The following is a 25,566-nucleotide window of genomic DNA, read 5'->3' as shown; positions in this document are numbered from 1 at the left end:
ACGACGGCAGCGAGCGGCATCGTGGCGGAGGTGACCCCATTGGCGCGCCACTTTCTCCATTGACTCGCGCCGATGTGCCGGGGAGTATCTGCAGGCAAGCAGCACCGAGAGTGCGCAGTACCTCGCTCTCGGAAGCGCGGACTGCTGCTGCACTGCAAAACGGGGGCACAAAATGTTTGCAGGTCTGCCGTCCGATGACGCATGTCTACTTCACAAACATCTGATTCCGGCGGGCAGCCGCCAGCCCGCGGTCGCCGCTGATCCGCATCCCGACTCGCCGGCGCTGGCCGACCTCATCCGCTGCGCACTGGTCTGGGAGGCGCCAGGTCGGCCGGGACGCCTTCGTGGCGTACCGGCGATGACGGCACCGAGCCGCCTGCTGGCCGCCCGGTGCCTCGACCTGGCCGACATGCTTCGGGCCGAAGGCTACGACGGGCTGGTACGCCTGGAGCGGACGCACCGGCGGCCCCGCACGGACGTGAACGGATCGTCCGGAGTCGAGTTGCTGTCCGGCGCGGAGACCCGCGTCCGCGTCCGGGAACTGCTGGACGCCGCCACCCGCAGATGCTTGCGGCTGTGGGCCGACGGCTCGCCCGACGCCCCGGAGTGGTTCGCGGCGCTGCCACCGTTCGGCCGCCCGGGCCCCCTCATCCGCTACCGGACGATCTGCACCCCGGAGTCCCTGAACAGGGTTGGGCCACCGGCCACACCCGGGCCGGCGGGTGAACCCGGCAGCCACTGGCGAGTGCTGCCAGCCCTGCCGTTGCAGCTGGCCATCGTCGACGACACAGCCGTCGCCTCAGTGGACACCTGGGGCGGCCCAGCCCTGTTCCTCCAGACACCGCCGCTGGTCAACGCGCTCGTCCAGTACTTCGACCTACTCTGGAAACGCGCCGCCTCGCTGAATGCCGACAGTTCGTTCGGACCCGGCCGGCCGTCCCCAGCGCAGCTGCAGGTGATCCGAATGGCCGCAGCCGGGCTGAAGGACGAGGCGATCGCCCACGCCCTCGGACGGAGCTCCCGATGGGTCCGCCGGCAGATGGAGCTGCTGGAGGAATTGACGGGGGCGACGAACCGGCTCACTCTCGGCATCGCCGCCGCCCAACGAAAGTGGATCTGACCGGCCGCTCGCACGGCCAGCCACAGGGACGAGCCTGCCCTTTGACGAGGCGCAGCGGTCGCCCGTTCCGCTTTGCCCTTCCATCGATCAACTTCGACTGCCAGAGTGCTGCCACCAGCTCCCTGGGCGAAACCATCTCGAGTACTGAGGAAGGGTCTGAATGAGTAGAGGCGTGCGCCGATCACTTGGCGTCGTACTGGCCAGCCTGCTGGCCGCTATCGGTTCATTGGTCACGACAGCAACGCCGGCGGCGGCCAATGGAGCCACCACGGCCACCATCCACTACTGGAACGACACGTTGCTGGAGGCGTTCCGCCGCCAAGGCGGAGGGCCTGGCCCGCTCGCCCGGGCCGCCGCCATGATGCACACCGGGATCTTCGACATCTTCACCGGTGCGCGTTGGGTCGACCAGAACGGCAGAGGGAGCGGTTACCGGGGATACACCGTCGGCCCCTCCGACACCGAATGTCTCTCCTCGCTCGGCATATCCATCAACGAAGACCTCGCTGCCGGGTTCGCGGCCCGCGACCTCCTCATCGACGCCCTACCGGCGCAGCGCACGTACGTCGAAGGGAGGTTCACCGCACGGTACGGCACGCCGAGCCCGTTCGATGTCGACGCCGCCGCAGCCCGTTGCGTCGTAGATCGGATGAGGAGCCTGCGCGGGAACGACGGCGCGAACGCCACGCCCAGCTACGTGAAGGACAACACCCCGGGGGCCTGGCGGGAAACCGAGAACTTCTGCGCAGCACCGGTGACGCCCCACTGGGGCAGCGTTCTCCCGTTCGTCACCGGCACCAGCCAGTTCCGACCGGCACCACCCGGCGGGCACACCACCTATGCCACGCTGCTGGCCAGCGAGTTGTACGCCAACCAGCTCAAAGAGGTGAAGGATCTGGGACGGGTGGATTCCACGATCCGCACCGACGACCAGACCCAGGCCGCGTGGTTCTGGGCGAACGATCTGGACCGCACCTACAAACCCCCGGGCCAACTGCTCGCGCACACCAGGATCGTGGCGGCGGCGAAGTTCACCGACGTGGCGACCGCTCCCATCAACACGGCCCGTCTCTTCGCCCGGGTGTCACTGGCCATGGCCGATGCGTCCATCGCCGCCTGGGACCGGAAGTATCGGACCTCGATCGACCTGTGGCGACCCGAAACCGCCATCCACCTCGCCGACACGGACAACAACCCCGCCACCGACCGGGAGGACACCTGGCAGCCGCTCTCCGCCAACGAGCAGGGGGTGCATTTCAGCCCGTGCTTCCCGGCCTGGATGTCCGGTCACGCCACCTTCGCCGGCGCCTGGGCCGGCGTCATGCGCACCGAGTTCGGCGACAGCGCCGGCACCTTCACTCTCACCACCGAGGACCCGCATGCGAGCGGCGTGGTCCGTAGTTTCAGCAGCTTCACCGCTGCTGCGACGGAGAACGCCTTCAGCCGGATCTACCTCGGGGTGCACTTCCGGTTCGACGGAACCGACGGGCTCGCCACCGGCCTCAGCATCGGCGAGCACGTAACCCAGAACACCTTCGCGTTCGTAAATGTATAGTTAGTCGGAACTTTCCGGCTAATCGGAGAGACCCCCACATCTCAGCGCCCGGTGCAGGGCGGCCGATTCCATGGCCGCCCTGCACCTGTGCGCCGGCAGTACCACGCTGGTCGGCTCTGCCGGCTTCATCCCTGCGTCACCTGGACGGCTCCAGCAAACTGCCCCGCAGCGACAACCCTGCCTGCTGTGACATTTTCGCGCCCACCTTCGCTCCCAACTCGGGGACCGCATAATCATCGTCACCGACGGTGATCACAGGCCGACCGGAAGCCGGGAAGGCAGCCACTCTTGCGTAGCCTTCGCCCCACTTTGCCGGAAAAACTTGCCCAGAAACTTCGCTGGTTGCCCGGTGACAAGCGACGAACTCCATGCAATTGTCAGTGGCGCATGGCATGACGGTGATGGCTTTGGCTGCCCCTGTCATGTAACAGATCCACAAAGGAGGAGGACCTTTGAGGAGACGAGTCACAGCAGGCCTGGCCTCGGCCGCGGCCGCGCTGCTGGCAGCCGGTGTCGTCACGGCGCCGGCGTCCGCCGCCCCGGCGGCGGAGCCCACCCCCGGCGCCGAGAAGGCGAAGCACGGCAGGGACAACCTCCCGGATCCGAAGGCGGATCAGCACCGGGAGGTCCGGAAGCAGGCCATCGCCGACCTGCTGACGGGCAAGGCCAAGCTTCAGACGCGCAACGGCTCGAAGGTCATCCAGGTAAAGGACGACCTGTTCGTCGAGTACCAGCAGGCGCCGAAGGTCGACCCCATCTTCACGATGCTGGTCAACTTCGGCGACAAGACCGACCCGCGTACCGGGGGCACCCCCGGCCCGGTGGTCAACCAGATCCCCGAGCCGGACCGCAATTGGGACGGCGGCTCGACCGACAACAACAGCACCCTGTGGCGCCCGGACTTCCACCGGGAGCACTACACGGACATGTTCTACGGTTCGGGCGAGTCGATGCGGGACTTCTACCTGCAGCAGTCCGGCGGCCGGTACACGGTCGGCGGCGACGTCAGCGACTGGATCTCCGTGCCGTACAACGAGGCGCGGTACGGCAGCAACAAGATCTCCGACGCCGACGGCTCCTGGAACTTCGTCAAGGACAGCGCCACGTCCTGGTATGACGCCCAGGTCAAGGCCGGCAAGACGCCGCAGCAGATCAAGGACTACCTGGCCCAGTTCGACGTCTGGGACCGGTACGACTACGACGGCGACGGCAACTTCAACGAGCCCGACGGCTACATCGACCACTTCCAGGCGGTGCACGCCGGCGAGGGCGAGGAGGCCGGCGGCGGCGCTCAGGGCGAGGACGCCATCTGGTCGCACCGCTGGGCCGCGTTCCCCAACCTCGAGGGCAAGGCCGGCCCCGCCGGCAACCTGGCCGGTGGTGTCCAGATCGGTGACTCCGGTTTCTGGATCCGGGACTACACCACGGAGCCGGAGAACGGCGGCCTGGGCGTGTTCGCCCACGAGTACGGCCACGACCTCGGCCTGCCGGACCTGTACGACACCGCTGGCGGCGACAACGGCGTCGGCTTCTGGAGCCTGATGGCATCGGGTTCGTGGCTGAGCCACGGCACCGACGACATCGGTTCGACCCCGGGCTACATGGACCCGTGGTCGAAGCTCTTCCTGGGCTGGCTGAACCACTCGGTGGTCGACCAGAAGAGCGGCACCACCCAGGTGACGCTCGGGCCGGCGGGCGACAGCGACGGGCCGAAGGCCCAGGCAGTCGTCGTCAACCTGCCCTCGCAGACCCAGACCACGAACTACAACACGCCGTTCGGCGGGTCGTACGAGTGGTGGGGCGGCAGCGCGGACGACCTGAACACCACGCTGACCCGCACCCTGGACCTGACCGGCTCGGCCTCCGCGTCGATCACCGCGAAGGCCCAGTGGGACATCGAGGAGGACTACGACTACCTCTACGCCGAGGTGTCCACCGACGGTGGCGCCACCTGGCACTCGCTGAGCAACTCGCTCATCGACCAGGGTGAGACCGGGGTCGACGGCTCCACCAGCGGCGCGTGGGTCGACCTGACCTACGACCTGTCGGCGTACGCCGGCAAGACCGTGACGTTCCGCTACCGCTACGCCACCGACGGCGGCGTGCACCTGGCGGGTCCGTTCCTGGACAACATCGCGCTGACCAAGAACGGCACCGTCGCGTGGACCGACGACGCGGAGACCCTGGCCGCGGCGTGGACCGCGAAGGGCTGGACCCGGATGGGCGGCTCGGTCACCGACACCTTCCCCCGCTTCTACATCGCCGAGAACCGGACCTACTTCGGTTACGACGACGCGCTGCGGACCGGTGGGTACAACTTCGGCTGGGCCAACTCCCGGCCGGACTTCGTGGAGCGGTTCTCGAACCACCCCGGTCTGCTGATCTGGTACGTGAACTACGCGTACGGCGACAACAACACGTCGCAGCACCCGGGCTACGGCCTCAACCTGCCGATCGACGTTCGGCCGGGCAAGATCCAGGTCGGCAACCAGGGCACGATCACCAACCGGCGCGGCGGCTACGACTCGACGTTCAGCCTCTACGCCAAGCCGGCACAGACGTTCCACAAGAACGGCGCGTCGATGACGGTGCCGCAGCTCGACCCGACGCCGGTGTTCACCGACAACGGGGTGAACAAGTACTGGAACAGCAACAACCCGTGGAACTCGGTCAAGGTCGCCGGCACCGGCACCAAGATCGAGATCCTGCAGCAGGGCACCACCCCGACCAGCGACATGGTCATCAAGGTCAGCAACTGATCGGGTAGCACCAAACCGGAAAGGGCCGGTGGCGGAAACGCCACCGGCCCTTTCGCGTGCCCGGGACGTTCCCCTGATCGAACCACCCGATCGACTGATGCGGATGTGACGGTGAGGAGCGTTCCCATCAAAAAGTTGCTACAAATCGATGCGCCCTTCTTCCCACCCGTCACAGGAGTGTCTATCTTCACCAGTGGTCCCACTCGTGGGACGTCTTCACCGGCCCGACCCCGTGGGCCGATTCCCTCACACCGGAGGTACCACGTGCGCAAAGTCGCAGTGGGTCTGCTCGGGCTTTCGCTGACAGCGACGGGACTGGTGGCGGGCACGGCCGCCAGCGCCGCGCCGCAGCCGAAGTTGCCGGCCACCGCTCCATCGGTGGCCGAGCCCGCGCAGGCTGAGCATGATCTGCCGGACAAGTTCGAAGAGAAGCGCCGCGCGCTTCGTCAGGAGGGTCTCAGCGAGGTCCTGTCCGGCAAGGCCACGCCGCAGAAGATCAACGGCAGCACCGTCGTCAAGGTCGGCGAGACCGCCGGCGGCGCGGCGACGGCGGCCGGCGCCCGGAGCGCGGCCCCGGGCAAAAGCGGCAAGAAGAACCAGTACGTCGAGTTGGCCCGGGAGCGCACCGACAAGATCTTCGTGATCCTGGCCGAGTTCGGCGACGAGCGGGACCCGGCCTACCCGGACAAGGACATGAACCCGGACATCCCGGGTCCGACCCGGTTCGACGGGCCGCGGCACAACGAGATCCCCGCACCGAACCGCGCGGTCGACAACTCCACCGTCTGGCAGGCCAACTACAGCCCGGAGCACTTCCGCCAGCTGTACTTCGGCACGAAGCCGGGCGACGAGTCGCTCAAGCAGTACTACGAGGCCCAGTCGTCCGGGCGGTACACCGTGGACGGCATGGTCACCGACTGGGTGAAGGTCAAGTACAACGCCGCGCGGTACGGCCGCTCGGACGACCCGATCGCGGACGACGACGTCGACAACCCGGCCAACGACCCGGCGGTCTGCGACAGCAACGTCTGCCAGAACACCTGGGACCTGATCCGGGACGCCGCCAACCAGTGGGTCGCCGACCAGAAGGCCCAGGGGCGCACCGACGCCCAGATCAAGGTCGACATGCAGTCGTTCGACCAGTGGGACCGGTACGACTACGACGGCGACGGCAACTTCAACGAGCCGGACGGCTACATCGACCACTTCCAGATCGTTCACTCGGGCGGCGACCAGGCGGACGGCGACCCGCACCAGGGCGAGGACGCGATCTGGAGCCACCGCTGGGCGGCGTACAACACCTCGCAGACCGGTCCGGCGAACTTCCCGATCGGCGGCACCGAGATCGGCGACACCGGCGTCTGGATCCGTGACTACACCATTCAGCCGGAGAACGGTGGCCGCAGCGTCTTCTACCACGAGTACGGCCACGACCTCGGCCTGCCGGACGACTACAACGTCCTGAACGGCGGCGACAACAACAACGAGCACTGGACCCTGATGGCCCAGAGCCGGCTCGGCGACAAGAACGACCGCGGCATCGGCGAGCGCGGTGGCGACCTGGGCGCGTGGAACAAGCTCCAGCTCGGTTGGCTCGACTACGAGGTGGTCAAGGCCGGTCAGAAGCGCACCCTGGAACTCGGGCCGCAGGAGTACAACTCCAAGAAGCCCCAGGCCGCGGTCGTGGTGCTTCCGCCGCGGACGTACACCTTCAACAACGGCAAGCCGTTCGAGGGCGCCAAGCAGTACTTCTCGGGTAACGACGACGACCTGGACAACACCATGACCAGGACGATCGACCTCACCGGGAAGTCGACGGCCGCCCTGTCGATGAAGGGCCGCTACTCCATCGAGTCCGGCTTCGACTACCTCTTCTTCGAGGCGTCGACCGACGGCGGCAAGACCTGGTCGGCGCTGCCCGGCACGGTCAACGGCAAGGCACTCCCGCCCGTCTCGGGCAGTGACCCCCGTCCTGCCCTCAGCGGCAGCAGCGGCGGCAAGTGGGTGGACATCAACATCCCGCTGGACGCGGCGGCCGGCAAGGTGACCCAGTTCCGGTTCCACTACGTCACGGACGGCGGGCTCTCCGCGGGCGGCTTCTTCGGTGACGCGATCACCGTGACCGCCGACGGGCAGACCCTGCTCAGCGACGGCGCCGAGAACGGCGCCGGGGACTGGGCGCTCAAGGGCTGGAGCATCGCCGAGGAGACCTACACCCGGGACTTCGCCAACTACTACATCGCCGGCAACCGGTCGTACGTCTCGTACGACAAGTACCTGAAGACCGGCCCGTACTACTTCGGCTACCTGAACAGCCGGCCCGACTGGGTGGACCACTACGCGTACCAGCAGGGTCTGCTGATCTCCTACTGGAACCTCCGGTGGGCCGACAACGACACCTTCGCCCACCCGGGCGAGGGTCGGAACATGATCATCGACGCGCACCCGCGGCCGATCTACAACCTGACCGGCAACCCCTGGCGGGCCCGGGTCCAGGTCTACGACGCGCCGTTCAGCCTCAACAAGGCGGACTCGTTCACGCTGCACATCAACAGCCAGCCGCAGTACATCCGTGGCCAGGACGCGCAGCCGCTGTTCGACGACACCAAGCAGTACTGGTTCCCGGAGCTGCCGAACCACGGCGTCAAGCTTCCGGCCACCGGCACCAAGATCAAGGTTTTGAAGCAGAGCGGCACCTCGATGAAGGTCCAGTTCTCCTGAGCCGCTGATCACCGCACGACGCGATGCCCGGGCAGGCCACCTGCCCGGGCATCGCCCGTTCCGGCCTGACCCGTCGCCGCGGCGTCGGCAGCGACGCAGGTCGCCCTGATCGGCGGCAGCCGTGTGGAGCGCCGGCCCGACGGCGCGCGGCGGCCGCACGCGCGCAGCGCCTACGCTGGGGCACATGACCGACCAGCGCGGCGGACCTGTCGACGAGTCCTGCGTCCTCCCCGACGGGCCGTGGGCGCACCGGTTCGTCGGCGCCAACGGCAGCCGCTTCCACGTCGTCGAGGCCGGCACCGGTCCGATGGTGCTCTTCCTGCACGGGTTCCCCGAGTACTGGTACGCCTGGAAGGACCTGCTGCCGGCGGTCGCGGACGCTGGGTTCCGGGCCGTCGCGGTCGACCTGCGCGGGTACGGCGCGAGCGACAAGCCACCGCGGGGGTACGACGGCTACACCCTCGCCGCCGACGTCGCCGGGCTGATCCGGGCGCTCGGCGAGCGGTCGGCGACCCTGGTCGGCTCCGGGGCCGGCGGCCTCATCGGGTGGACCGCCGCCTCGTTCCATCCCAGCCTGGTCCGGCGACTGGTGGTGCTCGGGGCACCGCACCCGCTCCGGCTGCGGGCCGCCATCTTCGCGGACCCGCGCGGCCAGTTCGCCGCCTCCACGCCCACGCTGAAGTTCCAGCTACCCCGCTACGAGCACGTGCTGACCCGGGACGACGCCGCCGAGGTGGAGGCGATCCTGCGCCGCTGGGGCGGACCCCGCTGGGTCCAGGGCCCGGACTTCGCGGCGTACGCCCGGTGCTGCCGGGAGGCGATGCAGATTCCGCAGGCCGCCTTCTGCGCCATGGAGGGCTACCGGTGGGCGTTCCGTTCGGTGCTGCGGCTGCATGGCTACCGGTTCGTCAAGCTGATGCAGAAACCGCTGGTCACGCCGACCCTGCAGCTCCACGGCGCGCTGGACCAGGCGTCCCTGCCGCGTACCGCCCAGGGTTCCGGCCGCTACGTCATCGCGCCGTACGAGTGGCGGCTGCTCGACGGGGTCGGCCACTTCCCGCACGTGGAGGCCCACGACGTGGTGCTCGGCGAGATCCTGCGCTGGACGAAATCCTGACTCAGACCCGCTGCTCGCGCCGGTCGGAGACCTCGTGCGCCGGCGCCCAGCCCTGGTAGACGCCGAACTCGAACGCCTCCAGGCCCATCGCGCGGGCCACCGGCCAGCGGCCGCCGGTGTACTCCACCCGCAGCCAGCCCTCGTGCTCGGCCAGCACGATGAACGGCTGCCCCTGCCAGGTGCAGGTGGTCCGCACGTACGCCAGGTCGTCGACCTCGGCGACCGGCACCACCCGGACGTGGCGGCCGGGGCGTACCTCCGCGAAGCCCTCGCCCGGTTCGGGCTGGTAGAGGCGGACGTCGTCGCCGTCCGGGCTGGCCTGGTACTCCCGGCCCCGCCAGCGGGCCACGTAGCCGTCGCGGCTCACGACTCGTCACCGACCGGGCGCCAGCGCAGCGCGTCGGTGTCGAGCACCGCCACCATCCGTTCGCTGCCGTCCGCGCCGATCCGCCACAGCTGCGCGCCGTGCGGCAGCCGGGCACTGTCCACCTTGAACTCGGCCACCACGTCGCTGCTCTCGCCCGGCGCGAAGCCGTTGCCGCGGAACGGGGGCCGCTCGATCACCCAGCCCTCCATCGCCCGCATGGCGGCCTCGTTCTGCCCGCCGTACGGGATGCGGTAGAGGCTGGGCCGGTACGCCGGCCAGCGCAGCACGTAGATCTCCTCGGCGTCGCGGGCGAACGGCGAGTCGGGATGGCCGAGGCCGAGCGCGTCGTACAGCCTGGCCGGGGTGCTCAGGTGGGCCAGCTCGCCGGCCCGGTGCACGAAGCCGGACACCCGGTCGTAGCCGCGCTCCAGGTAGTACGCGAGCTGGCTCGGGGCGACCGCCTTCTGCATGGTGACCGGCCGGCTCGGGTCCACCGGGGGCACCGCGGGTCGGGCCGGGGCCGCCGGCTCCGGCGCGGGCGGCTCCGGATCGCCCTCCGGGTCGTCGCCGAGGCCCACCTCGGCGGCCCAGTTGGCCAACGCCAGGACCTGCTCGCCGGGGTACTTCGCGCCGACCGGGGTGCCCGGGTTCACCGCGAACGACCAGTTCTCGTCCGGCCAGCGCCGGATGAGCTGGACGAACTTGACGCGTACCGTCTCGACCGGCCCGTCGACCCGGTCCGCGAGCCGCTCCGGCGAGGTGTAGACCACCACGTACGTCTCGCCGTCGAGCTCCTCGGTCCGCCAGACAAACGCGGAGTCGCCGGGTCGGGCACCCGGCGCGGAGTCGGCCGCGACCGGCAGCAGCACCCGGGCCAGCAGGAGGGTGGAGAGGAAACCGTCGGTGCTGCCGCTACCCACGGCACCGAGGAGTTCCTCCTCCACCTCGTTGGCGGGCACGAAGTTGGCCGGCCCGGGTGCCGGGGGCGGTGGACCGGCGGGGGTGGCGTCCGTGCCCGCGGTCTCCCGGGTGCGGCCGCTCGTCGGCACGGCCGGGGCGGCCACCTCGTCCGGTGCCGTCGGTACGCTCGCCCGCGCCGTGGGCTCCTCCCCCATCCTGGGCGGCGCGGCCGGCGACGTGGCACGCTGCTCCGGCGGGCCGGCGGGCTGGAACAGCGACCCGGTGCCCGGTTCCGGGGAGGCGCTCCGGCCGAACAGCGGCACGGTCTGCTCGGCGGCGGGCGACGGGGGCGGGTCGACCGTGATCGGCACGGTGGGATCGGCGGGACCGGCCCAGGGCGTGGGTGCATCGTCGCCGTCGGCCCGGTACGCCGTCGGCACCGTCGCGGTCGCCATCGCGGAGGCGGCGGCAGGGACGGTCGGTACGGCGTACGGCTCCGGCACCACCGGCGGTGGACCGGCGGCCGGGGCCGCCTCCGGCTCCTCCGGCTCGGTCAGGTCCCGGGCCTCGATGACGGTGCCCTCGATGACGATCGGCGAGAAGCCCCGGCGGGGCGCGGGCGGGCCGGAAACCGGTTCGGCGATCGACGGAGGCAACTCTTTTGCGTCCGCCGGCCCGGAGAGGGTCCGGTCAGCGGCGCCGCCCGGGTGGGCGCGAGCGGGAATCGGCTGGGTCGCTTCCTCCGCACCCGGCCCGGAGCGGGGATACCGGCGGGGCAGCGCCTGGGTGGCCTCCTCGGCGGCGATCGGGGCGGCCGGCCGGGACAGTCGGGGCGGCTCCGCCGGACGGATCGCCTGGGTGGCCTCGGCGGCGTCCGACCGGAACGCATGGGTGGGGTCCGCCGGCACCGGTTCGCTCAGCGGGCGGCGACGCGGGAACGGCTGGCTGCCGCCGGCGAACCGGGACGGCGGCACGGCCCGTGGCGCCGCATCCGGCGGGCGGGACGCCCGGCCCGAGGCGGGCTCGAAGAACGACCGGGCGGGCTGCGGTGGGGCGGCCTCGCCGGACCGGCCGGGGCGGGCGAGCGGACCCTGCTCGTCGGGACGCCGATGCCGGTCGGTGAGCCAACCGGACCGGCCGTCGGCACCTGGCTCGGCGGCGGACCGATCGCCGACGCGGGCGGAGCCGGCGGTCGACCCGCCGGGCCACCCGTCGCGAGCCGGCCGGTCGTCCTCGGCCGACCGGCCGAGCGGCGCCGGGGGGCCCGGGGCGCGGTGGCCGTTCGCCGGATCAGGCCGGCGGGCGGCCGGCGGGCCGGGCGGTTCGGTCGAGCCCGCGGCCCGGGCCCGGGTGGCCTCCACCCGCTCCAGGCGGGCGCGGGCGCCCATGGTCCGGCCCGGCAGCCGGACGTCGCCCCGGGCGAGCTGGGCGACGAACCAGGCCGGCAGGTAGCCCTCGATGGGCAGGCCAGGGTTGACCGCCAGCCACCACTCGTGGTTGGGCCAGGTAGCGGCCAGGTCGGCGTACCGGACGCGGCGGGTGGCACCGGTGTTCTCACCCAGGCAGGCCCGCAACGCGGTGGCGGAGGTGAAGGCGAGGACGTGGGTCCGGCCGCCGGTGGTCCAGGTGCCCCAACCCAGCTGGGCCTGCCCCGCCAGCCCCTCCGCGGCGACCGGCAGCAGCAGATCGACCCGGGTCAGGACGCGGAAGTAGAGCTGCTGGTCCTGGGCCCGCAACGCGTCCCGCATCGCCACCTCGGCCTCGGTGGCCGGCTCCCATCCGGTCACGGCCACCTCTCCTCCCGCGAACAGGCCATAGGCATCGCCTACAACCTACAAGGTGGTAACAAGATCACAATGGCTGGCCGTCGGCGGTCTGCCGGACCACGAGCGAGGCGCTAACATCCCGTTCCGGAGCCGACACGATACGGAGGCGGTCGATGTCCCGGCCCGTCACGCGCCCGCCCCTGGCCGCCCTGGCGGCCCTTCTCGCCGCCGTGCCACCGGCCGTCTTCGGCACCGCGCCACCACCCGCCTCCGCGGCTGCGCCACCGGCCGTTTCCGCCACCGTACCGCTACCCGCCGTCGTCGCCGCCGCACCGGTCGTTCCCGCCACCGCGCGGCGACCCGCGTTCGCCGCCGGGCCCGTGGCGCGCGCGCCGCAGGGCTGCGCCACGCCGCCCGCGCCGGCCCGCCCGGTGGCCGACCAGCCGTGGCCGCAACAGCGGTACGCGCCGGACCGCCTCGACCCGCTCGCGACCGGCGCCGGGGTGGTCGTCGCGGTGGTCGACTCCGGAGTGGACCGGACCCACCCGCAGCTCGCCGGACGGGTGCTCGCCGGCACCGACTTCCTGGACCCCGGCGGTGACGGCAGGCGGGACTGCGCCGGGCACGGCACCGGCGTGGCGAGCATCATCGCCGCGGCGCCTCGCCCGGGCGTGGCGTTCCGGGGACTCGCGCCGGGCACGCGCATCCTGCCGGTACGGGTCAGCGAACAGCAGGTCGTCGAGGGTCGGGAGTCGGGGCGTACGGTCGGCGCGGCCGAGTTCGCCCGGGCCATCCGCTGGGCGGTCGACCACGACGCCGACGTGCTGAACCTCTCCGTCGTGCTGTACGTGGATCATCCCGCCGTCCGCTCCGCGATCGCCTACGCGGTGCGCCGCGACGTCGTCGTGGTGGCCGCCGCCGGCAACCTGCACGAGAGCGGCGACCCGCGGCCGTACCCGGCCGCGTACGACGGGGTGCTCGGGGTGGGCGCGATCGGGGCGGACGGCAGCCGGGCGCCCTTCTCCCAGACCGGCCCGTACGTGGACCTCGTCGCGCCCGGCGGTGACGTGCTGATGGCGGCGCCCGGTCAGGGGCACCACCGGGCGGAGGGAACCAGCTACGCCACGCCGTTCGTGGCCGCGACGGCGGCACTGCTGCGGCAGTACCGCCCGGAACTGAGCGCGGTGGACGTGGCCCGGCGGCTGGTGGCGAGCGCCGACCCGGCCCCGGGGCGCGGGGACGGCTATGGTGCCGGGGTGCTGAACCCGTACCGGGCGGTCACCGAGTCACCCGGGCCGGTGGCGGCCCGCCCGGCTCGGGGCGCAGCGCTGGCGGTGGACCAGCCGGACCCGGCCGCGGTGGCACAGCGGGCCCGCCGGGCGACGGCCCGACAGCGGGCGCTGCTGGTGGCCGGCACGATCGGAGCGGCGACGGCGGCAGTGGTGTTGCTCGCCGTGGTGGTGCCCCGGGGTGCCCGGCGCCGCTGGCGCCCCGCCGACCCGAGCTGACCCACCCGGTCGCCGCCACGCCAGCCGCCAAGATCCGCACAACTTCAGGGAAGCTGCGACCGGCTGAGCACAGGCACATCTTCCGGGAGGTTGTGCGGATCTTGGCGGCACGGGCGGCGACGACTACTGGAACAGGTTGACGTTCCGCTTCTCGGTGTCGAGGTAGTCGGCCGCGGATTCCTCCACCGCCAGCTTGATGTCGCGCAGCATGGCCTGGAGATCCTGCGAGGCGGCCCGCCACCGCGCCTGCCGCTGCTCGTACGCCTGGCGGGCCTCGCCGGTCCAGCTCGCCACCAGCGGCGCGGCGTCCCGTTCGAGCTGGCCGAGCTGGCTGTCGAGGGTGTTCAGCGCCTTCTGGATGTCCGCGCTCGCCTGCTGCAACGCGGCGAAATTGACGACCAGCACACCGTGATCCATGAGATCGGTCCTTCCTTGTCAGAGCGGCAGCTGGATGCCGCGGTGGGTGCCGGCCACCCGGCCGGCGGCCTCGGTGTCGGAGACGTCGTACTGCTGGCCGGCGGTGCGGATGGCGGTCGCGGTCTCCCGCAGGGCCCGCTGCAGCGCCGCCTGGTCCTGCGCCCACTGCTGCTTGACCTGCTCGAAGGAACGCCCACCGGCGCCCCGCCAGGCCTGCTGCAACACCTCCAGCTCGGCCATCAGGCCGCTCAGCATGGTCTGCAACGACTGGTCCACCTGCTCGAACTTCGCGGCGGTCTGCTGCATCACCGCGGCTTCTGCCTGGGTCTGGGACACCCCGAACGTCACCTCGTCTCCTCGGTCGTGGCTGGCCGCTGGAACGACCACCGTGGACTCGCCGGAGCGCGAGAGCCGGAGTGGTGGGGCGGGGGACGGCGCGCGCTCGGCGGAACTCGTCGCTGACGGTAGCCGCCCGACTGCGGTTCTGCTACCCCCTCGGGCTCCCCTGTGGACAACGCTGCCCTTACGATGAGCCACGCCACCGTCACCCGGCGACCACGCGGAGGGAACCGTGAGCGCGAGGAGTGAGCCGAAACTGCGAGCCCCGCAGCCGCGAACCAGGAGGGCCGCCCGGTGACGGCGGCCGCCACCGGACGGCCGGCGCCCGCGACCGCCAGGGCGGCGCAGTGGACGGTGTCCGCCGTACGGGCCGGGCAGGTGGTGGCGGCACAGATCGCGGTGGCGGCGCTGGTCGCGGCCGTCGGCCGGGGGGTGGCGGTGACCGCTGCCGCCCTGCTGCTGGCCACGCTGCTGCTCCCCGCCGCATGGGTGCGGTTCCGTGGCCGGTGGCTCTACGAGTGGCTGCTGGTGGGTCTGGGGCACCTGACCCGGCGGCGCGCCCTGCCGGCGGCGGCCGGGCCGGCGGCGCTGGTGGAGCTCGTCGCGCCCGGTACGGCGGTACGCGCGGCCGAACTGGCCGGCGGTCCGGCCGCCGTGCTGGACGACGCCGCCGGGATGACCGCGCTGCTGGAGATCGGCGACCCCGGTGACCTGCTCGGGGACGGCCCGCAGGCCCTCCCCGCGCCGCTGTCCCTGCTGCCCCCATCGGGCCCGGAGGGCCCGCCGGTCCGGATCCAGCTCCTGCTCGCCGCGTCCCCCGCCCCGGCCCCGGCCGCCGGGGCCGGCACCGCCGGGACGTCGTACCGGCAGCTCACCGACGGGCGGCTGGCGGGCCGGACCCGGGCGGTGCTCGCCGTCCGGGTGCTGCGCGTCGACGGCTGGTCGGACGAGGAACTGCGGCGCACCCTGTCCGGCACGGTCCGGCGGATCGTCCGCCGCCTCGGCCCGCTGACCGGCCGCCCGCTGGGCGGGCCGGCGGCGCTCCGGGTGGTCGCCGAACTGGCCCACCATGACGTCGGAGCGCCGGTCCGGGAGAGCTGGCCAACGGTGACGGCGGGCGGGCTGGCGCAGGCCACCTGGCGGCTGCGGCGCCGGCCGGACCCGCGGACCGACGCGGCCCGCGGCCTGGTGTCGCGGCTGCTGGCGCTGCCGGCCACGGCCACCACCGTGTCGCTCTGCGTCGGGCCGCGCACCGACTCCGCAGCGGTGCCGGCCGGGCTGACCGTACGGCTGGCCGCCTGGACCGCCGCGGAGCTGTCGGCCGCCGAGCGGGCGCTGCGCCGGCTGGCCGGGGATCTCGGCGCGGACGTCCGGCGGCTCGACGGCGAGCACCTGGCCGGCCTGGCCGCCACCCTGCCGTTCGGGGCGGCCCCGGCCGGCACCGCCCCGGCCCCGACCGACCTGGCCGGCCTGGCCGGCCTGGAACTCTCCCTGGGCGAGTCGGGGCTGATGGTGGGCACCAACCGGCGTGGCGGGGCGGTGACGGTGCGCCTGTTCCGGCCCGGGGCGACCCGGCTGCTGCTGGTCGGCGGGGTACGCGCCGCGCAACTCATCGCGCTGCGCGCGCTGGCGCTGGGCGCCCGGGTGGTGGTGCAGACCGCCCGGCCCCGGGTGTGGGAGCCGTTCGTGCGGGGCGTGGGCGGGGCGGTGCCGCTGATCCCGCCAGGGCGGCCGGTGGGCGGCGCGCCGGGTTCGCCGTTGCAACCGTTGCTGCTGGTGGTCGACGCCGGGCCGGTGTCGCCCGAGGCCGGGCCGGAGGCGGCCTGGCGGTCCGTCCTGGTGGTCCGGGACGAACTCACCCCGGCGGACTCGGCGGCGCTGGCCCGCGCCGACCTGGCGATCCTGCAACCGCTCGACCCGGCGGAGGCGGCGCTGGCCGGCACGGCCCTCGGCCTCGGCGGCTCGGCGGAGTGGCTGACCCGGATCCGCGACGACATGGTCGCCGTGGTGAACCGGCGGGCGTTGCGCTGGGCGCTGCTCTCGCCCACGCCGATCGAGTCGCAACTGGTCGGTCGCCCGGTACGCCGCTGAGCCGGCCGCGATTCGTCGATCTTCCCGGGTTCCCCAGTTGGACGGACCGTGGCACGATCCCGGCCATGGATTTTCTGAAGGGTCTTCTGATCCGGCTGGCCACCACGGCGGTCGCCTTCTGGCTGGCCGCGCTGCTCATCCCGGGCATCACGTTGAACACCGAGTCGGTCACCGACAAGGTGATCACGCTGGTGCTGGTCGCGGCGATCTTCGGGGTGGTCAATGCCGTGCTCCAGCCGATCATCAAGACCGTCGGTTGCGGCTTCTACCTGCTGACCCTCGGCCTGATCGCGCTGGTGGTGAACGGCCTGCTCTTCCTGCTCACGAGCTGGATCGCCGGTCAGGCCGGGCTGCCCTTCCACGTGGACGGCTTCTGGCCGGCCGCGGTGCTGGGCGCGCTCTTCGTCGGCATCGTGACCTGGATCCTCGGCGCCGTCCTCGACCGCGACTGATCCCCAGCACCCGTCGGTTCCCGCCCACCGGCCAGGCCAGTGGGCGGGAATTGGCTGGTGAGGGGCGGGTGGAGAGGGCCTAGCGTGGCAGGCGTGTTCGCCCTGACCCGCCCTGACGGCTACCACCTCAGCACCGATCCGACCCGGCTCGACCTCGACCGGGTGCACCACTGGCTCTCCACCGACGCGTACTGGGCGCTCGGGCGCGAGCGGGACACGGTCGAGCGGGCCTTCGCCGGCTCGCTCGGTTTCGGTGTCTACCGGCCCGGCGACGGGCAGCAGGTGGCTGTGGCCCGGGTGGTCACCGACCGGGCCACCTTCGCCTGGCTCTGCGACGTCTACGTGGACCCGGCTGAGCGCGGCCGGGGGCTGGGCACCTGGCTGGCCGGGGCGGTCCGCGACCACCTGGCCGAGCTGGGCGTACGCCGGATCGTGCTGGCCACCGCGGACGCGCACGGGGTGTACGCGAAGATCGGCTTCGTCCCGGTCGAGCCCGACCTCTGGATGAAGTGGACATCGCCGGTGAACCAGGTCACCGGAAAGGACCAAAGCGCGGCATCACCGCTTACGGTGGAGGCGTGAACCAGACCCGCCTCGGCTATCTGTTCGGCTTCGGCGCGTACCTGATCTGGGGTTTCTTCCCGATCTACCTGAAGCTGCTCCGGCCGGCCGGCCCGATGGAGATCCTCGCGCACCGGATCGTCTGGTCGGTGGTCTTCGTGGCCCTGCTGCTAGCCGCGCTGCGCAACATCGGCTTCCTGCGGGCGCTGGCCCGCCGACCCCGGGCGCTCGCCGGCATCGGCACCGCCGCCGCGCTGATCGCGGTCAACTGGGGCACCTACATCTACGGGGTGAATTCCGACCGGGTGGTGGAGACCGCCCTCGGCTACTTCATCAACCCGCTCGTCATCGTGCTGATCGGGGTCTTCCTGCTGCGCGAGCGGCTGCGCCCGGCGCAGTGGGTCGCGCTCGGGGTGGGCGGCCTCGCGGTGGCGGTGCTCACCGTCGACTACGGCCGGCTGCCCTACCTGGCGCTCGTCCTGGCCTTCAGCTTCGCCGGGTACGGCCTGGTCAAGAAGCGGCTGGCGCTGCCCGCCGCGGAGGGACTCTTCGTCGAGTCGGCGGTGCTGGCGCTGCCCGCACTGGCGTACCTGGGCTGGCTGACGTACCGCGGCGCGGCGACCTTCGGGCAGGTGTCGGCGGCGCACACCGCGCTGCTGGTGCTGGCCGGCGCGGCCACCGCGATCCCGCTGCTGCTCTTCGCCGGGGCGGCGAACCGGCTGCCGCTGTCCACCATCGGCATGCTGCAGTACGTCGGCCCGATCCTCCAGCTCGGCTGCGGGGTGCTGATCTACCACGAGCCGATGCCGCCGGCCCGGCTGGCCGGCTTCGCCCTGGTCTGGCTCGCCCTGGTCATCTTCACCACGGACGCCTACCGCAACGCCCGCCGGACCCGGGCCGAGGCCCGCGCCGCCGCCACCCCGGTCCCGGCCGCGACCCGCTGACCGCTCCTCAGCGGAAGTCGTAGGCGAGGACGGGAGTGCCGTCGGCGCGCAGCAGTTCGAGGCGGACCAGTTCGCCGTGGGTGAAGTGGGTGGCGCCGACCATGCGCAGGTCGTCCCCGGGAGCGGCCAGCCAGGTGGCGACCTGCTCCGTCGCGCCGTCCGGGCCGTGCGCCACCAGCCGGAAGGTGTACGCCTCCCGGTGGCCCGTCCGCTGGTCATATCCGCAGCGCAGGGTGACCTCGGTGCCCCACTTCTTGTCGGTCAGCCCGACCTCGGCGTGCAGCGGGACCGGGCCGGCGACCGGCCGCATCGCGGTCAGGGACACCTGCGGCGCCGGCGGGGTGGCCGGGCGGACCAGGCTCACCCCGACGCCCGCCAGCACGGCCAGCACGGCAGCGGCGAGCCCGCTCAGCGCGTACCGCCGGCGTGCCCGGGACCGTTCGCGGCGCCGCTGCTCCCGGGCGGCGTCGAGCAGCGCGGGCAGCCGGGAGGCCTCCGACGCCGACGGCAGGAACTGCTCCAGCCCGGCCGGGTCGAGCCGCCCCAGCAGGCCGGGCAGCACCGCGATCTCGGCCACCGCCTCCCGGCAGGCCGCACAGCCGGCCAGGTGCCGCTCATAGGCGGCCCGCTCCGCGGGAGCGAGGGCCCCCAGCACGTACGCGCCGTCGTCGTACGCGAACTCGCAGCGGCTCATCGGGTCACCCCCATCTCGGCCAGGACCAACCGGAGTGAGCGCAGCGCGTAGTGCGTACGCGACTTGACCGTGCCCGGCGGCACGCCCAGCCGGGCGGCGGCCTCCGCCACCGACCGCCCCTGGTAGAAGCACTCCACCAGGACTTCACGATGAGTGGGGCTCAGCCGGTTCAGCGCTTCCGCCACGGTCCACGCCTCCACCGCGCGCTCGGTTTCGTCCGCCGTGTCAACCGGCTCGGGCAGCTCGTCGGTGTAGACCTCACCGACCCGGGTGGAGCGGCGCCGCCAGGCGTCGATGGCCAGGTTCCGGGCGGTGGTGAACAGCCAGGCGCGCACCGACCCCCGGGCCGGGTCCAGCGACTCGGGGTGCCGCCAGGCCCGCAGCAGCGTCTCCTGCACCAGGTCCTCGGCGCGCGACCGGTCGCCGTTCACCAGCCGGAGGGCGTGCGCGAAGAGCGCGTCGGCATGCTCGTCGTGCAAGGCGCGCAGCAGTTGGGCGTCGTGGTCGCTGATGGCGGTCTCCTCGCTCCCGTACGACGAGTCCGGTGGTGCGTTCATTCCTGGATACGTGTGGTGACGCTGTTCGGTTCAGCCCAGCTCACGCCGCAGCTGTTCACGAGTGGTTCACATTACGGCCGACACCCGCTCACCGCGCCCTGGCAGCGTCCGGCCGGTACGCGCGCGGATGATCCCGGGCGCGCCATCCACGTCTTCCCAGGAGGCACCTTCCGATGAGCGACCGTCCCCGGCTGCTCCCGCTGCTGGGCGCCACCCGGCACGGCTCCCGTGATGCGATGACCTGTCTGTACCGCTGCGGCAACGCCTGCGACCACCCGGTACCGAACGCTTCCGACAACCCGTACTTCGGGGACCTGGTCGACGCCGAGGTGTCCCGGCGCGGCGTGGTCCGGGCCGGCGCCGTCGGCGCCCTGGTGCTCGGGTTCGGTGGCAGCGTCGCCGGTGCGCTGGCCGGCGCCGCCCCGGCCGCCGCCGCACCGGCCGCGCCGGCCGTCCCCGGCGCGGGCGAGGCCGCCGCGCCGCAGGGCGGGGTGGGCAGCGGCGCCCTGACCTTCAAGCCGATCCCGCCGAACAAGCTCGACACCCTGGTCGTCCCAAACGGGTACGACCACGCCGTCGTGATCAAGTGGGGCGACCCGGTCGTCCAGGGCGCGCCCGAGTTCGACCTGCACGGCCAGACCGCCGCCGCGCAGGCGCAGCAGTTCGGCTACAACAACGACTTCGTGGGCGTGCTGCCGATCGACCGCAAGCGGGCGCTGCTCGTGGTCAACCACGAATACACCAACGAGGACCTGATGTTCCCCGGCTTCACCAGCCAGGATGCGCTCTCGGTGGAGCAGTTGCGGGTGGCGATGGCCGCGCACGGCATGTCCGTGGTGGAGCTGGAGCGGGTGGAGAGCACCGGACAGTGGCGGCCGGTGAAGCACGGCCGGCGGTACAACCGGCGGGTCACCGCGCTGGCCACGAAGTTCGAGCTGACCGGTCCGGCCGCCGGCTCGGCCTGGCTGCGCACCGCCGCGGACCCGAAGGGTCGTACGGTGATCGGCACGCTGAACAACTGCGCCGGCGGGGTCACCCCGTGGGGCACCGTGCTCTCCGGCGAGGAGAACTTCAACCAGTACTTCGTCGGCGGCGACGGCGCGCCGGCGGAGCTGAAGCCAAAGCTGGCCCGGTACGGCATCCCGACCGACTCGCGCTACCCGAGCGGCAGCCGCAAGTGGGAGCGCGCCGACGAGCGCTTCGACCTGGCGAAGCACCCGAACGAGGTGCACCGGTTCGGCTGGATCGTCGAGATCGACCCGTTCGACCCGGACAGCAAGCCGCGCAAGCACACCGCGCTGGGCCGGTTCAAGCACGAGGGCGCCAACGTCATCGTGGCGAAGGACGGCCGCGTGGTCGCGTACATGGGCGACGACGAGCGGTTCGACTACCTCTACAAGTTCGTCTCGGACAAGAAGTTCCTGCCGGGCAGCTCCTCGGTGGCCCGCCGGCACAACCTGACCCTGCTGGAGTCCGGCACGCTCTATGTGGCCGCCCTGGCGGGCAACAGCGCCGCCGAGATCGACGGCACCGGCAAGCTCCCCGCCGACGGGGCCTTCGACGGCCGGGGCCGGTGGATCAAGCTGGTCAGCGGCAACCGCTCGTACGTCGACGGGATGACCGCGGCCGACGTGCTCACCTTCACCCGGCTCGCCGCCGACAAGGTCGGCGCGACCAAGATGGACCGGCCGGAGGACGTCGAGCCGTCCCTGCTCACCGGCAAGGTGTACGTGGCGCTGACCAACAACACCGACCGGGGCAAGGCCGGCAAGGCCGCCGCCGACGAGGCGAACCCGCGTAACCTCAACAAGCACGGGCAGATCCTGGAACTGGTCGAGGACCGCGACGACAACACCGCCGAGTCCTTCGCTTGGTCGCTGCCGATCGTCTGCGGCGACCCGGCCGACGCGTCCACCCACTTCGCCGGGTACGACAAGACCAAGGTCTCGCCGATCTCCTGCCCGGACAACGTGGCGTTCGACGCCACCGGCAACCTCTGGATCTCCACCGACGGCAACGCGCTGGGCAGCAACGACGGCCTGTTCGCCACCGCGCTGGAGGGCCCGGAGCGGGGCCACCTGAAGCAGTTCCTCACCGTGCCGTACGGCGCGGAGACCTGCGGCCCGTTCATCACGAACGACAACCGCTCGGTCTTTATCGCGGTGCAGCACCCGGGCGAGATCACCGGCGCGTCGGTGGAGAACCCCGCCTCCACCTGGCCCGACGGCGACTTCGCCAAGCCCGGCGTGGTGGTGACCTGGCGCCTCGACGGCGGCCCGATCGGCAGCTGACCCCACCCCGAGCGGTCCGGCGCTGGACCGCTCCCGAAGGGGCCTCTCCCCCGCCGGGAGGGGCCCTTCGGCGTACTCAGGTGTCGGCGGCGATGCCGTCGGCCACCGCGCGGGCCACGGCGAGCAGCTTGGCCCGGACCACCCGGGCGGAGGTCATCATCTCGCTGGCCGGCAGCGCGCACGCCAGCACCACCCGGCGTTCCATGTCCTTGTCCGGGGTGACCAGCACCGCCGCGCAGGCCACCCCCTGCCGGAACTGCCCCAGCTCCAACTGCATGCCGCGCCGGTCACCGGCCGCCAGGTCCGCCTCGAACGCCTCGGGGCTGGTGAGGGTGGCGCTGGTGAACGGGCGCATGCCGTACTCGCGCAGGTAGCGGAAGCGCTGCTCGGGGGTGAGCGTGGCGAGCAGGCTCTTGCCGAGGGCGGTGGCGTGCGCGCCCTCGTCGAAGCCCGGCACCAGGTCCTCCAGGTAGGGCGAGCGCGGCCCCTCGGCGACCGCCGTGACCGCCACCTGGCCGCCCACGAAGCGCCCCAGGTAGTGGCTCCAGCCGGTGTCCGCGGCCGCTCGCCGCAGCGACTCGCCGACCGCCGGCGGCCCCCGGAAGGCCGTCACCAGCTCCCGGTACCGGTCGGCCACCTCCAGGCCGACGATGTACGTCCCGTCCTCCCGTCGGATCACGTATCCCTCGTAGGCCAGGGTGCGCACCAGGTGGTACGTGGTGGCGACGGTCAGTTCGCAGCGGCGGGCGATCTGCTTGACGGTGAGTCCCCTCGGCGCACGGCCGACCGACTCGAGCACTCGAAGCGCGCGGGAGACACTTCGGATCAGGTCCGAAGGTTCCGCCAAGGGGTCGCGCACAACCACCTCCGCCGCCGGGGACTTACACCATATGAAAAACAGGCCGCGCGCGAAATGCCTGTTCGGATCGAGGATGCCAGATCAGCGGGCACAGACCGTGCACCGACAGACACGATCAGCTGCTAAAACGCGACGGCGGCCGCCGAAACGTGACCGGCGTAGGTTTGCCTGGCCATGACTGAGACCGTGCTGCACCCCTCGCCACCCACGTCCCGCCGTACCGTCCGCGCCAGCGCGGGCGCCATCGCCACCACCATCGCCTGCGTCCTGCCCGTCTTCCTGGTCGGCGGCCTCGCCGTGCAGATGGGCGACGAGCTGCACTTCTCCCCCGCCGGGCTGGGGTTGGCCGTCGCGGTCTACTTCGGGATCAGCGCGCTCGCCTCGGTCCCCTCCGGCGCGCTGGTCGAGCGGTACGGTTCCGCCGTGGTGGCCCGCGCCGCCATCGTGCTCTCCGCCGGCTCGCTGCTGGCCGTGGCGGCACTGGCCCGGTCGTACCCGGTGCTGGTCGCGCTGCTCGGCCTCAGCGCCGCCGCGAACGCCCTGGGGCAGCTCGCCAGCAACGCGGCGCTGGCCCGGCACGTGCCCGCCCACCGGCAGGGGCTCTCCTTCGGAGTGAAGCAGGCGGCCATCCCGGTCTCCACCCTGCTGGCCGGTGCGGCGGTGCCCACCATCGCGCTGACCGCCGGCTGGCGGTGGGCCTTCGTGGCCGCCGCCGGGGCGGCGCTGGCCGCGCTGCCGGCCGTACCCGAGCAGGAGCGCGACCCGGCACGACCGGCCACCGGCGGGCGGGCGGGCCGGGCCACGGTGGCGCTGGTGGTGATCGGCCTGGCCGCCACCCTGGCCTCCGGCGCGGCGAACGCGCTGGGCACCTTCCTGGTGGACTCGTCCGCCGGCCGTGGGCTGTCACCGGCCCTGGCCGGCCTGACGCTCACCCTGGGCAGCGCGGTCTGCGTGGTGGCCCGGATCGGCACCGGCTGGCTCGCCGACCGCCGGGAGACCGGGCACGTCGCGCTGATCGCCGGCATGCTGGTGGTCGGTGCGGTCGGGCTGGCCCTGCTCGCGGTGGCCGGGCCGGTGTCGCTGGTCGTCGGCGTGCTGCTCGGCTTCGGCCTCGGCTGGGCCTGGCCCGGGCTGATGAACTTCGCGGTGGTCCGGCTCCACCCGCAGGCTCCGGCCGCCGCCACCTCGATCACCCAGACCGGCGTGTATGCGGGCGGCTGCCTCGGCCCGCTGTGCCTGGGCACCCTGGCCGGCGCGCTCGGCTACCCCACCATGTGGACCGCGGCCGCCGCCTCGATGCTGCTGGCCGCCCTCCTCATGCTCACCGGCAGCCGCCTCCTCACCCACCCCACCCCTGACCACTTCCGTTGATCATGAGGTTGGCGGCACTCATCGCGATCAACATCGCCGCCAACCTCATGATCGACGCGCGAGGGCGGGGCGGGAGGGTAGGGGGTAGCGGCCGTCAGCTGGTGCGGTCGGCGATGTAGTCGCAGAGGGACCAGAGGGCGCGGCGGGCGGGGCTGTCGGGGAGGGGGGCGAGCTGCGCCCTCGCGTCCTCGGCGTAGCTGCGGACGGTCTCCCGGGCCCGCTTGAGCGCCGGGGATTCGCGGAGCAGGCCGAGCGCCTCGGCGTGCAGCGCATCGTCGACCAGCGGACCGGTGACCAGGATCTCCCGCAGCCGGACGCTCGCGGCGTCGGAATCGTCCCCGGCGAGCGCGTAGAGCACCGGCAGGGTCGGTACGCCCTCCCGCAGGTCGGTGCCGGGCGTCTTGCCGGACTGCACCGACTCGGAGGCGATGTCGAGCAGGTCGTCGGAGAGCTGGAAGGCCACGCCGATGATCTCGCCGTACCCGGCGAGGGCCTCGATGTGCTCGGCAGACGCACCGCCGAACATGCCGCCGAAGCGGGCCGAGGTGGCGATCAGAGAGCCGGTCTTCTCGGCGATGACGTGCAGGTAATGCGCGACCGGGTCGGTGTCCCGCGGGCCGACCGTCTCGGCGATCTGCCCGTGCACCAGCCGGGCGAAGGTCCGCGCCTGCAGCCGTACGGCGTCCGGGCCCAGGTCGGCCGCGATGTCCGCGGCCCGGGCGAAGAGGTAGTCGCCGACCAGGATCGCGACCGAGTTGGTCCAGCGCGAGTTGGCGCTCGGCGCGCCCCGGCGCACCGCCGCCTCGTCCATGACGTCGTCGTGGTAGAGGGTCGCCAGGTGGGTGAGCTCCATCACCACGGCGGCCGGTACGACCTGGGCACCGCTCGGATCGCCGAACTGGGCGCCCAGCGCCACCAGCAGCGGGCGGAACCGCTTGCCGCCGGCCTCGACCAGGTGCCGGGCCGCCTCGGTGACGAGCGGGTCGGCACTGGCCACACTGGCCCGCAGCTCGCTCTCGACCCGCTCGAGCAGACCCAGCACGGACGCCTCGACGTGCGGGTCGGCGAGGTGCAGGCCGAGCGCGCCGAACTGACCCGTGCTCTCCGGACCCCGGCGACCGCCGGAGCCGGTGGCACCTGAACGCTCGCCAGCCGGAATCACCACGCCTTCAACCAT

The 25,566-nt window shown here is 72.3% G+C and carries 20 protein-coding genes; 12 read left to right on the top strand and 8 right to left on the bottom strand.

Features of this window, described 5'->3' with window-relative positions; genetic code table 11:
• The first annotated feature begins 358 nt into the window (after positions 1–358).
• The 5 genes from ACFYM6_RS02980 to ACFYM6_RS02960 all read left to right on the top strand — a co-directional run bounded on the left by ACFYM6_RS02980 (position 359) and on the right by ACFYM6_RS02960 (position 9,272).
• Positions 359–1,120 (top strand): hypothetical protein, encoded by a 762-nt coding sequence (locus ACFYM6_RS02980; protein WP_387271630.1) that lies wholly within the window; start codon positions 359–361, stop codon positions 1,118–1,120.
• A 160-nt stretch (positions 1,121–1,280) separates the two neighbouring features.
• Positions 1,281–2,675, top strand: a complete 1,395-nt coding sequence (locus tag ACFYM6_RS02975; protein ID WP_387271628.1) for a vanadium-dependent haloperoxidase — start codon at positions 1,281–1,283, stop codon at positions 2,673–2,675.
• Between the two features lie 452 nt (positions 2,676–3,127).
• Positions 3,128–5,434: an immune inhibitor A domain-containing protein gene (locus ACFYM6_RS02970; RefSeq protein WP_387271626.1), complete on the top strand. Its 2,307-nt coding sequence runs from the start codon at positions 3,128–3,130 to the stop codon at positions 5,432–5,434.
• Between the two features lie 279 nt (positions 5,435–5,713).
• Positions 5,714–8,155, top strand: a complete 2,442-nt coding sequence (locus tag ACFYM6_RS02965) for an immune inhibitor A domain-containing protein (RefSeq protein ID WP_387271863.1) — start codon at positions 5,714–5,716, stop codon at positions 8,153–8,155.
• Between the two features lie 184 nt (positions 8,156–8,339).
• Positions 8,340–9,272 carry an alpha/beta fold hydrolase gene (locus tag ACFYM6_RS02960; protein WP_387271624.1) on the top strand — a complete coding sequence of 311 codons (933 nt, stop codon included), beginning with the start codon at positions 8,340–8,342 and terminating at the stop codon, positions 9,270–9,272.
• 1 nt (position 9,273) lies between these two features.
• Here ACFYM6_RS02960 and ACFYM6_RS02955 read toward each other — a convergent pair whose 3' ends face one another.
• Together ACFYM6_RS02955 and ACFYM6_RS02950 are read right to left on the bottom strand one after the other, a co-directional pair.
• Positions 9,274–9,639, bottom strand: coding sequence for a hypothetical protein (locus tag ACFYM6_RS02955; RefSeq protein ID WP_387271622.1), 366 nt, complete (start codon positions 9,637–9,639; stop codon positions 9,274–9,276).
• Positions 9,636–12,326 (bottom strand): SseB family protein, encoded by a 2,691-nt coding sequence (locus ACFYM6_RS02950; protein WP_387271620.1) that lies wholly within the window; start codon positions 12,324–12,326, stop codon positions 9,636–9,638. The genes ACFYM6_RS02955 and ACFYM6_RS02950 overlap by 4 nt, the downstream gene beginning before the upstream one ends.
• Positions 12,327–12,478: 152 nt before the next feature.
• Between ACFYM6_RS02950 and mycP the strand changes: the two genes are divergently transcribed.
• Positions 12,479–13,813 (top strand): type VII secretion-associated serine protease mycosin, encoded by a 1,335-nt coding sequence (gene mycP, locus ACFYM6_RS02945; RefSeq protein ID WP_387271618.1) that lies wholly within the window; start codon positions 12,479–12,481, stop codon positions 13,811–13,813.
• Positions 13,814–13,936: 123 nt separating this feature from the next.
• On the opposite strand, the gene ACFYM6_RS02940 is transcribed toward mycP, so the two are convergent.
• Positions 13,937–14,230 carry a WXG100 family type VII secretion target gene (locus tag ACFYM6_RS02940; protein WP_357434745.1) on the bottom strand — a complete coding sequence of 98 codons (294 nt, stop codon included), beginning with the start codon at positions 14,228–14,230 and terminating at the stop codon, positions 13,937–13,939.
• A gap of 18 nt (positions 14,231–14,248) precedes the next feature.
• Entirely contained in the window at positions 14,249–14,566 is a 318-nt protein-coding gene (locus tag ACFYM6_RS02935) for a WXG100 family type VII secretion target (RefSeq protein WP_357434744.1), read from the bottom strand.
• Between the two features lie 297 nt (positions 14,567–14,863).
• On the opposite strand from ACFYM6_RS02935, the gene eccE reads away from it, so the two are divergent.
• From eccE to rarD, 4 genes are all read left to right on the top strand, one after another.
• On the top strand, positions 14,864–16,660 hold the full coding sequence (gene eccE / locus ACFYM6_RS02930; RefSeq protein WP_387271616.1) for a type VII secretion protein EccE: 1,797 nt from the start codon (positions 14,864–14,866) through the stop codon (positions 16,658–16,660).
• A gap of 65 nt (positions 16,661–16,725) precedes the next feature.
• A complete protein-coding gene (locus ACFYM6_RS02925; protein ID WP_387271614.1) occupies positions 16,726–17,112 on the top strand; it encodes a phage holin family protein in 387 nt (128 codons plus the stop codon).
• Positions 17,113–17,205: 93 nt separating this feature from the next.
• Positions 17,206–17,694: a GNAT family N-acetyltransferase gene (locus tag ACFYM6_RS02920; protein WP_387271612.1), complete on the top strand. Its 489-nt coding sequence runs from the start codon at positions 17,206–17,208 to the stop codon at positions 17,692–17,694.
• Positions 17,691–18,617, top strand: coding sequence for an EamA family transporter RarD (gene rarD, locus ACFYM6_RS02915; RefSeq protein WP_387271610.1), 927 nt, complete (start codon positions 17,691–17,693; stop codon positions 18,615–18,617). The genes ACFYM6_RS02920 and rarD overlap by 4 nt, the downstream gene beginning before the upstream one ends.
• A 7-nt stretch (positions 18,618–18,624) precedes the next feature.
• Here the strand turns inward: rarD and ACFYM6_RS02910 are convergent, their stop codons facing one another.
• Together ACFYM6_RS02910 and ACFYM6_RS02905 are read right to left on the bottom strand one after the other, a co-directional pair.
• Positions 18,625–19,311: an anti-sigma factor family protein gene (locus ACFYM6_RS02910; protein WP_387271608.1), complete on the bottom strand. Its 687-nt coding sequence runs from the start codon at positions 19,309–19,311 to the stop codon at positions 18,625–18,627.
• On the bottom strand, positions 19,308–19,802 hold the full coding sequence (locus tag ACFYM6_RS02905; protein ID WP_387271861.1) for a sigma-70 family RNA polymerase sigma factor: 495 nt from the start codon (positions 19,800–19,802) through the stop codon (positions 19,308–19,310). The genes ACFYM6_RS02910 and ACFYM6_RS02905 overlap by 4 nt, the downstream gene beginning before the upstream one ends.
• 239 nt (positions 19,803–20,041) lie before the next feature.
• On the opposite strand from ACFYM6_RS02905, the gene ACFYM6_RS02900 reads away from it, so the two are divergent.
• A complete protein-coding gene (locus ACFYM6_RS02900) occupies positions 20,042–22,159 on the top strand; it encodes a PhoX family protein (RefSeq protein WP_387271606.1) in 2,118 nt (705 codons plus the stop codon).
• A gap of 76 nt (positions 22,160–22,235) precedes the next feature.
• On the opposite strand, the gene ACFYM6_RS02895 is transcribed toward ACFYM6_RS02900, so the two are convergent.
• Positions 22,236–23,018, bottom strand: a complete 783-nt coding sequence (locus ACFYM6_RS02895) for an IclR family transcriptional regulator (protein WP_387271604.1) — start codon at positions 23,016–23,018, stop codon at positions 22,236–22,238.
• Between the two features lie 174 nt (positions 23,019–23,192).
• Between ACFYM6_RS02895 and ACFYM6_RS02890 the strand changes: the two genes are divergently transcribed.
• The gene (locus ACFYM6_RS02890; RefSeq protein WP_387271602.1) at positions 23,193–24,389 is read left to right on the top strand and encodes an MFS transporter; all 1,197 of its coding nucleotides are present in this window, start codon (positions 23,193–23,195) and stop codon (positions 24,387–24,389) included.
• A 94-nt stretch (positions 24,390–24,483) separates the two neighbouring features.
• Here the strand turns inward: ACFYM6_RS02890 and ACFYM6_RS02885 are convergent, their stop codons facing one another.
• Positions 24,484–25,566 carry a polyprenyl synthetase family protein gene (locus ACFYM6_RS02885; RefSeq protein WP_387271600.1) on the bottom strand — a complete coding sequence of 361 codons (1,083 nt, stop codon included), beginning with the start codon at positions 25,564–25,566 and terminating at the stop codon, positions 24,484–24,486.

The organism is Micromonospora sp. NPDC006431 (assembly GCF_042870725.1).
GTDB lineage: Bacteria > Actinomycetota > Actinomycetes > Mycobacteriales > Micromonosporaceae > Micromonospora.
Note: the sequence above shows the minus strand (reverse complement) of the source record. Positions and strands in the feature narration are given on the sequence as shown.

What these genes read in the sequence shown, in the direction of transcription:
- ACFYM6_RS02980 (WP_387271630.1), top strand. Translation starts at nt 359, where the DNA reads ATGACGGCACCGAGCCGCCTGCTGGCCGCCCGGTGCCTCGACCTGGCC.
- ACFYM6_RS02975 (WP_387271628.1), top strand. Translation starts at nt 1,281, where the DNA reads ATGAGTAGAGGCGTGCGCCGATCACTTGGCGTCGTACTGGCCAGCCTG.
- ACFYM6_RS02960 (WP_387271624.1), top strand. Translation starts at nt 8,340, where the DNA reads ATGACCGACCAGCGCGGCGGACCTGTCGACGAGTCCTGCGTCCTCCCC.
- mycP (WP_387271618.1), top strand. Translation starts at nt 12,479, where the DNA reads ATGTCCCGGCCCGTCACGCGCCCGCCCCTGGCCGCCCTGGCGGCCCTT.
- ACFYM6_RS02940 (WP_357434745.1), bottom strand. Translation starts at nt 14,230, where the DNA reads ATGGATCACGGTGTGCTGGTCGTCAATTTCGCCGCGTTGCAGCAGGCG.
- ACFYM6_RS02925 (WP_387271614.1), top strand. Translation starts at nt 16,726, where the DNA reads ATGGATTTTCTGAAGGGTCTTCTGATCCGGCTGGCCACCACGGCGGTC.
- ACFYM6_RS02910 (WP_387271608.1), bottom strand. Translation starts at nt 19,311, where the DNA reads ATGAGCCGCTGCGAGTTCGCGTACGACGACGGCGCGTACGTGCTGGGG.
- ACFYM6_RS02900 (WP_387271606.1), top strand. Translation starts at nt 20,042, where the DNA reads ATGAGCGACCGTCCCCGGCTGCTCCCGCTGCTGGGCGCCACCCGGCAC.
- ACFYM6_RS02890 (WP_387271602.1), top strand. Translation starts at nt 23,193, where the DNA reads ATGACTGAGACCGTGCTGCACCCCTCGCCACCCACGTCCCGCCGTACC.
- ACFYM6_RS02885 (WP_387271600.1), bottom strand. Translation starts at nt 25,566, where the DNA reads ATGGTTGAAGGCGTGGTGATTCCGGCTGGCGAGCGTTCAGGTGCCACC.